Source organism: Cystobacter fuscus DSM 2262, from assembly GCF_000335475.2.
In the GTDB taxonomy this organism is placed as follows: Bacteria; Myxococcota; Myxococcia; order Myxococcales; family Myxococcaceae; genus Cystobacter; species Cystobacter fuscus.
In genome coordinates this window covers 1-6,905 of sequence record NZ_ANAH02000039.1, presented here as the reverse complement: position 1 = coordinate 6,905, position 6,905 = coordinate 1, and the positions used below count along the sequence as shown (strand labels likewise).

The following is a 6,905-nucleotide window of genomic DNA, read 5'->3' as shown; positions in this document are numbered from 1 at the left end:
CTCGCCCCCTCCTCACCTGCTTGAGGGAGCCCGTGGTGACGGTGGCCCGTGCGGGGGCCTCCAGGGCTTGCGCGGCCACGTGCTGCTCCAGGCCCTCGCGCGTCAGGGCGGGCCCGGCCTCGAAGGCGAGCACCCGGGCCGCCACGGGCAGGCCCCGCGCATCCTGGACCCACCCGCGCAACGCGGCGCGCTCATGGGCCGCCAGGGCCGGCGCGGAGGAGTCCGGGCCCGTACCGGCAGCCCGCGTCTTCGCGGAGGCCCTTCGCCCCTCCGTGCCGCCGGGCGCGAGGGCCAGGAGCAACGCCAGCAGCAGGAGCAAGGCGCCCGCCGCGACGAGCCCGTACCGCATGGGAGAAAGCTCTTTCCTGGAGCGTGCCAACCTACCCCTCGAAGGCGAAGTGCTCCGCTTGGAAGCTCACGAAGTATAGGGCCTCCACACCTCACCGCGGCTCCGCCCTCCCTGCCTGCTTGGGGGCGGTGCGCGGCGGCCAGGAGGCGTTTCCCCGTGCGTCTCGGCCGGGTAGGGCGGTGGCGGCGCTCCTCACCCACCTCCACCCGGATCACGCCGACCCGGTCGCCTTGAAGGATGCGCTGGCGCCGGGGGCACCGGTGTTCCGTCCTCGAGCGGCGGTGGGTGGGGAGGCCGATCTGGCGCTGACGGCGTATGCCGAGGCCGCCTTCGCGAACGACGCTCTGTTCCACGGCGATTGGTGGCGCATCGCGCGGCGGTATGGCCCCTCCGACCTCGCCTTCCTGCCCATCAACGCGCCGCGGGTCGACTTCCCGGTCCTCCAGCCGCAGAGCGGAATCGATGCGGTGATGAGCCCGGAGAAGGCGGTCGCCGCCGCGCGCATCCTCGGCGCGCGTGCCGTGATCCCGATTCACTACGGCGCGCTGCACCGTCCGCCCGTCTACGTGGAGACGGCGGATGCGGTGGCGAGGCTCCTCGCGGCGGGCGCATCGCATGGCATGGCGATCTCGGTGCGCGAGCCGGGCGAGTGGTTTCAGCTGGACTGAGCCGCGCCCGGCGTATGGCGGGAGGGGAGCCCTGTGGAGGGGGAGGGCTGGAGCGGAGGGGGAGAGGAAGGCCGCAGAGGGGTGAGGTCAGGGCTGTACGCCGGGCCAGTGGAGACGCTGTGCAGCTCTCTTGGGGCACACGTCTGCCTGGGCTGCCCTCCCAGGAGGTGCGCGGCATGGGCCCTGGGTTTCTTGGGTGTCTTGAACCGGGGCCACCAGCCCGCCACCACCGGGGCCACCACCAGCCCCTCCTTATGGGCCTCCAGGCGAGCGGCAGAATCACCCTGAACGGATGAGCGGGCCTTTGTGCTGTCCAGAAGATCTGGCCGAGGTCTGGCCCTGGCTCGTCCTGGCGGAACGGTGCTTCTACGCTCTCGACCACGAGCAGGTCCAAGTTCACGATTCAGCCGCACGATGCGCGGCTGCCTCCGCAAGTCCGGATGCCCGAAACTCGGGCTTGGGGATGATGGACCAGGGCGGACCTGTTTGGGACCCGTGCCACGCGATCTGCCCAGTGCTCCTCGCGTCGCCTCAGCCCGTGGGCGGGCACCTTACCTCGTTCGTAGGTTCATGTGGGATAACTTCTCTCGTGGGACTTTGAATCAATCCTGCCCTAAAGGTGGGCTGGCCTCGCGCAGGCGCCCGCTAAGGTCTGGCTTGAAATACTACAGTTGAACTCCAGAAGACTTGTACGGCGGTCAACTTTTCGCTCGAGAAATATCCTCAAGAAGTGGCTGGATGACGAGTGCATCCAGCGTGGCTGGGCTATCGATTTGTACGAGCGGTCGCCCGAAGGTACGCACCCGTGTGAAGCCGTACCTATACCGATCCATCTCGGTCTTCCCGATCTCAGTCGCAAGCGTCTCCACCCAACTTCCATCCGCGCGCGGCGTCCGCTCGGAATAACCATGCCAGCGCGAATGCCATTGCACGCTCGTCGTGATGGTCGGTATTTGTACATATTGAAACCAGCCTGCCGTGACGAGCGGTTCCTCAAGCTTGAGCTTGTCCAGGTCGCTCGCATGCGGCAGGAGCAGGACACTAACAAATGCTAACACCCCGGGCGCTCCATCATCCGAGCGATAGAATCGAAATGCTTCGCTGGCCATCCACTGCTTCGGATTGTCTAAGCCCGTCGAGTAGTAAGCGGTCGCGGAACTGTCATTCGAAGCTCCACGCCAGCCACGCTCGCGAAGGATTTCCTCTCCCGTGCTGAGGAGGCGCCCCACCTCATTGTGCAAAGTCCGTACATCCTGCAGGAGCGCCAGCAAGTCAGCGCCAGGGGAGTTCATTTTGAAAACCTCCAATCAAAAAGCATGGGGCGGCGAGTCCACTGAAACCCGCCAAACGACCAACTCAGTGATGAACTGCGACGCTTGAATTCGAACCGAACAAAGGACCACGAAGCGCGCTCACGATGCCGCGCCTTTGAGATGCCCTGGAATGGCAGAAGCTCAAGGCGCTCCAAGGCAGTTCGGAGAGAGGTGAGCCAGCCCGAACGAGCACCGCGCAGCAGCGGATGCAACTCGCGCAGAGAGAGCCATGCGATGTGACCGCTGATCTTGTCCTTGCGCAGTAGTTCCTGCTGAGCCTCAGCAAGATCGCGCGTCGGCATCACAATGTCCGGAGTGACGTAGAGCAACCACGCATCATCCGCTTGGGTTTGTTGGGTGCGCTTCCGAAGGTTCTGCCACTCGCGAGCAAGCTGGTCTCTGGCTGGAAGACGTTCCTGCTCGGAGGTGGGAGTTAGAAGATCATCGCGGGACGATTTCCCGCTGAGGAACTTTATCTCAAGGAACAGATCAACATGTCGGCCTTCAGGAAGCTGCAGTTGCAAGCTCACGTCAGGCTCACAGCCAATACAACCATCCTCGTGGATCCAGGGCCAGAACTCCCAGACGACCTTGACCGGCTCGGCCAGCGTATGAAGCGGGCGCGTCCCATTAGAGAGTTGCGCACGCCGCAAGAATCCGGCAATCCAACTTGGCTCGCAGTGCTCCAAGGTTCCGAACACAAGAGAGGTGACAAGATCTTCCATGTTCGCCTGCTCGCGACTCAGTTTGCCGTGGACGAGCGCTCGGAACATTAGTAACTCCTACTTGCGTGCGTGAACTGATCACGCCAAAGGTCGCAAAGTATCACACTTAAAAAAGACTGGCAGGGTCTTTTGTATATGGCCTTTGTTGGTCGTCGCATACTGAATTACTTGTTCTGAACGAGGAGCCTTAACCTTCCCTTGGCTCTGTCCCCTCGCCAAAATGTTCGTCACGAGTCTCTCGAACAGTGAGGAATTTTTCCAAGCCGGGATACGGATGAATCGTACGCTCTGTCACTCTATACTCAGGTCGATGAATTCTATGTGAAAAATCCGAATAGGGCCCAGAAGAGACGACCAGCGCCCCCTCCTTCAACCGGTATGAATGGTCAATTCGCTCCCTAATTTTGTCACAAATGTAATTCGCGGCGCGAGTCAACTCTAGGGCCAAGTCCTCAACTAAATGTATATGAAACTCATAGCGAGCCAATAGTCGTTGGTACTCTCTCTCTTCATGCCACCGCAATTTGTAAAATCGCTCAGTCACATGTTTTGCCCCACGCATTACTGAATGTCTATGGAATACATCAAGAAAATCCCCACATACATCCCCAAAATTCAGAAAGGCAGCTTCAAGATCCAGATATTTTTGCGGCCAGATGCGCCTGAATATCCAATCACTCACCGATCCCAGTGTGTCAACCATGTTAATGGACAATCTTGGCTGATCTTCAAGAAACACGCTCGACATCCGAGCTTCCCATTTGTCCAAATCTGCAAATCTTGCCCATTCCTCAATTAGGCCCGCATACAGTTCCTGTGGCTGCTTCTTGCTGTTGTTAACATTAGGGAAAGGTGATTCCCCCCCAGACGGCGCGGTTTCCGACACAGCGTCAGAGGACGATACCTCGGGTGCTGACTCAGAGTTCAAGGCAGCCCTTGCTGGTAATGAGCCAGATTGCGTCTCACCAGGACGTTCGCCTCTGCGCTTCAAGTCAAAATACCCCTTTGTCCAAAGGCGCCAGCGCGTCTGATCCAGTTCACCACGATCGCGCAGCTTGTCGAACTTGTCTTTGAACTCAGGAAAAGACGTGTCGACCGCCGAAAGTGCGCCCCACCGGCAGATGATTCGGTGAAAATGGTCCGGCGATCCGGACTCAAAACGCACCTCGTAAATGTTACCTTCTTTCTTCTCGTGCTTGAACTCGCCCCCGCGGTACTCCATACCATTCCGCAGTAGGCGCGACACCAAGAAGCGGTTGAGGATGCTGGCATTAAGCGTTAGTGGCCAATCTCCTCGCCCATTGAGCACGGCTTCCGTGTCCTGGCGCTGTCTTTTCTGGAATGCCGTGTTGAAGTCATCCGGCACCTTAAGGTTCAGGTACTGCTGTGTGAGCAACTTGCTCGAAGCGGCCTCTCCTTCGCGCTCATGAATATTGAGGGCCTCTTGCTCAAGCGCCACCAATCTCTTCTTCACTTCATCCAGCGATGGACTACTCAAAAGTTCATCGACGACTGTCTCATGTTGGAAGCGATTTAATTTCACGCGCAAGAGATCTACCAGCCCGCCATCTCCGCACCCGGAAATGAGGTGTCGGCGGCGCCCGTCGAGTACTTCTTGGTGGAGATGGTCGTCCCGCCAGTACGATTGCCAGTCGAGTCCTTGCTTTTCACGCTCCAATCCGAACCCCACCGCAAGCACCACCAATTCGAAGTCTTCTGGATTGAATCCAGGGGCATTCCATGACACGGAGCGAGACTGCCCTTGGCGCTTTCCGATTTTGATGTGCCGAGCGTTGGGTATGACTCTGATGTTCGCGCTCTCAGGTAGTGCATCCCATGCCTGCTTGAGTTCGCGAGCGACTTTGCCTGCTTGGTTCGCAGTCCACGACAGCAGCGGTAGTCCGGCTTCTTCTGGGTGCACTCCTTCGGGGCGCCCGCGATGCTCTTCGGGCCAGTCATAGATGTAAGGGTGTAAAAAGCGGGAGTGGTTGCCACCGAATAGTGATAGCAGCTCGCTTCTTTGCTCCAGGAGCACGACGCGTCCACCCCGCCTAGCCGCTGCTGCTGCCACAGTCATTCCTGCCGCGCCTCCGCCGATGACGCATACTCTTCCCTCTGGCAGCAGCAGATTCCTCTCACAAAGAGCATAAACGAGGTTAAGCGCACGTACCTGCTGGGACAGCAGTGTCACCCTCCGTTCGAAGCAGCCGAGGACATAGAGCCCAGGCTCCTCGGGAACTCCCATGTGCCGTAAGATATCCTTGGGTTCGATGTTGCGTAGTTCAAGTGGTGCATCATCAAAGCTGGTGTTCGCCACGCCGAGATCCTCCTACCGTCCGACCGTCCGACAGTATAGATCGGAGTGAACAAGAGGAACATGGCGCATCTGTCGCACAAGAAAATTGGGGCAATACCAAAGGCAACGGGTTGGAGCAGTGTGGCAGAAAACTGCCGCCGACGGGGGTCTAACACAAATCGCGTATAGGAGGGAGGGGCCCTGTAGAGGGTGGGGATGGCGCGGAGGGGGCGAGAATGGCCGCAGAGGGGTGAGGTCAGGGCTGTACGCCGGGCCAGTGGAGACGCTGTGCAGCTCTCTTGGGGCACACGTCTGCCTGGGCTGCCCTCCCAGGAGGTGCGCGGCATGGGCCCTGGGTTTCTTGGGGGGTCTTGAGCTTCAACACCACGCAGCCTTATATGGCTCTCGCGCAGGGGCCAGGTGCGCACTCGTCGTGGGCAACCCCAGGTGCTCCAGAACGCTCGCGTGAGCGCGACCGTGGGCCCCACCTATGCCGAGGACCTGCGGGCCCTGGGTTCCCTGGTCACGTACTACGGTGACGGCCTAGCCGAGCGAGTGGCCGCACTGGCCCGCAGGCCCGTTGAGCGCGCCCTCGACACGGGCCCGGCCAGCGAGTTCATCCCCGCGTTGAGCCAGGTCACGGGCGCGCCTGACCGGGTGATGACCGTGGGCAACTTCGGGGGCAAGGCATTCGGCTTGCGGATGGGCCAGACCGCGTTGCGGTACGACCAGCTGCCGGAGTTCGCGCGGCTGGCCGCGCGAGGTCGCCTCCGCGTTCCCATCACCCGGACCTACCCGCTGGAAGGCTGGCGCGACGCCCTCCAGCGGAACCAGTCCCGGCGTGCGCACGACAAGCTCCTCCTGGAGATCTCCGACGAGGCCCTGGCCCGGGTCGACGGCTGACTCATCCTCCGAGGGCGAGCAGTCAAGTGACCACGGGCGAGCACGTGGCCATCAGGTCATCCACGCTGCGTCGGCCGCACACGTCACAAACCGCAGTGGTGAGGGGGCTGCGCTTCGCGTATAGGCGGAATGGGGGCCCTGTTGCTGGGCGGCGGGCTGGAGCAGGGAAGTAGACGCGACAGATTTTATGAGTCGTGGCACACGTGGATGGCACAGGCGCGGTGTACGGCGGATCGAATTCCCTACCTCGCTTGGCGAAAGGACGTGTCCATGTTCGACCCGATGATGAAGAAACTGCTGGCCCACTGGCTCCTCGGAGGCAGCGCCGCGCTGTTCCCCTTCCTCTGGGCTGTCTACAATCTCATCATCACCCAACCGCGGTAAGGGAGCCCTCCACAGGCCCGAGCTGCGGCTGCCGTGTGCCACTCCCCCCGCGTGCTCGTCCATCGTTGTCGGGGCGCGCTTCCATACTCCGAACGGCCCCACCAGGACCCGATTGGAGGATGCGTATAGGAGGGATGGGGGCGGTGTTGAGGGAGAGGGCTGGAGCCGAGGGGTCGAGGAGGGCTGCGGACGGGTGCCACGAGGGCTGTGCGCCGTGCCGGTGGAGACGAGGTGCAGCCCCATGGGGCACACGCCGGCCCAGTGGCC

At 61.3% G+C, this 6,905-nt stretch carries 6 protein-coding genes; 2 read left to right on the top strand and 4 right to left on the bottom strand.

All coding sequences use genetic code 11. The features are described from left to right. The coding region (locus tag D187_RS36805; protein ID WP_043433411.1) for a hypothetical protein at positions 1–349 on the bottom strand (349 nt) is incomplete at its 3' end. Between the two features lie 179 nt (positions 350–528). Here D187_RS36805 and D187_RS36800 point away from each other — a divergent pair. Next, the gene (locus D187_RS36800) at positions 529–1,017 is read left to right on the top strand and encodes an MBL fold metallo-hydrolase (RefSeq protein WP_002632689.1); all 489 of its coding nucleotides are present in this window, start codon (positions 529–531) and stop codon (positions 1,015–1,017) included. Positions 1,018–1,715: 698 nt separating this feature from the next. Here the strand turns inward: D187_RS36800 and D187_RS55810 are convergent. The 3 genes from D187_RS55810 to D187_RS53075 form a co-directional block, all read right to left on the bottom strand. Next, positions 1,716–2,309 carry a hypothetical protein gene (locus D187_RS55810; RefSeq protein ID WP_155893856.1) on the bottom strand — a complete coding sequence of 198 codons (594 nt, stop codon included), beginning with the start codon at positions 2,307–2,309 and terminating at the stop codon, positions 1,716–1,718. Continuing rightward, on the bottom strand, positions 2,306–3,103 hold the full coding sequence (locus tag D187_RS36795) for a hypothetical protein (RefSeq protein ID WP_043433410.1): 798 nt from the start codon (positions 3,101–3,103) through the stop codon (positions 2,306–2,308). Before D187_RS36795 ends, D187_RS55810 begins: the two co-directional genes overlap by 4 nt. Positions 3,104–3,242: 139 nt before the next feature. Continuing rightward, a complete protein-coding gene (locus D187_RS53075) occupies positions 3,243–5,372 on the bottom strand; it encodes an FAD-dependent oxidoreductase (RefSeq protein ID WP_002632690.1) in 2,130 nt (709 codons plus the stop codon). 399 nt (positions 5,373–5,771) lie between these two features. Here D187_RS53075 and D187_RS36790 point away from each other — a divergent pair, with 399 nt between their 5' ends. Continuing rightward, positions 5,772–6,254, top strand: a complete 483-nt coding sequence (locus D187_RS36790) for a zinc-binding dehydrogenase (protein ID WP_162159741.1) — start codon at positions 5,772–5,774, stop codon at positions 6,252–6,254. Positions 6,255–6,905: the final 651 nt, after the last annotated feature.

What these genes read in the sequence shown, in the direction of transcription:
- D187_RS55810 (WP_155893856.1), bottom strand. Translation starts at nt 2,309, where the DNA reads ATGAACTCCCCTGGCGCTGACTTGCTGGCGCTCCTGCAGGATGTACGG.
- D187_RS36795 (WP_043433410.1), bottom strand. Translation starts at nt 3,103, where the DNA reads ATGTTCCGAGCGCTCGTCCACGGCAAACTGAGTCGCGAGCAGGCGAAC.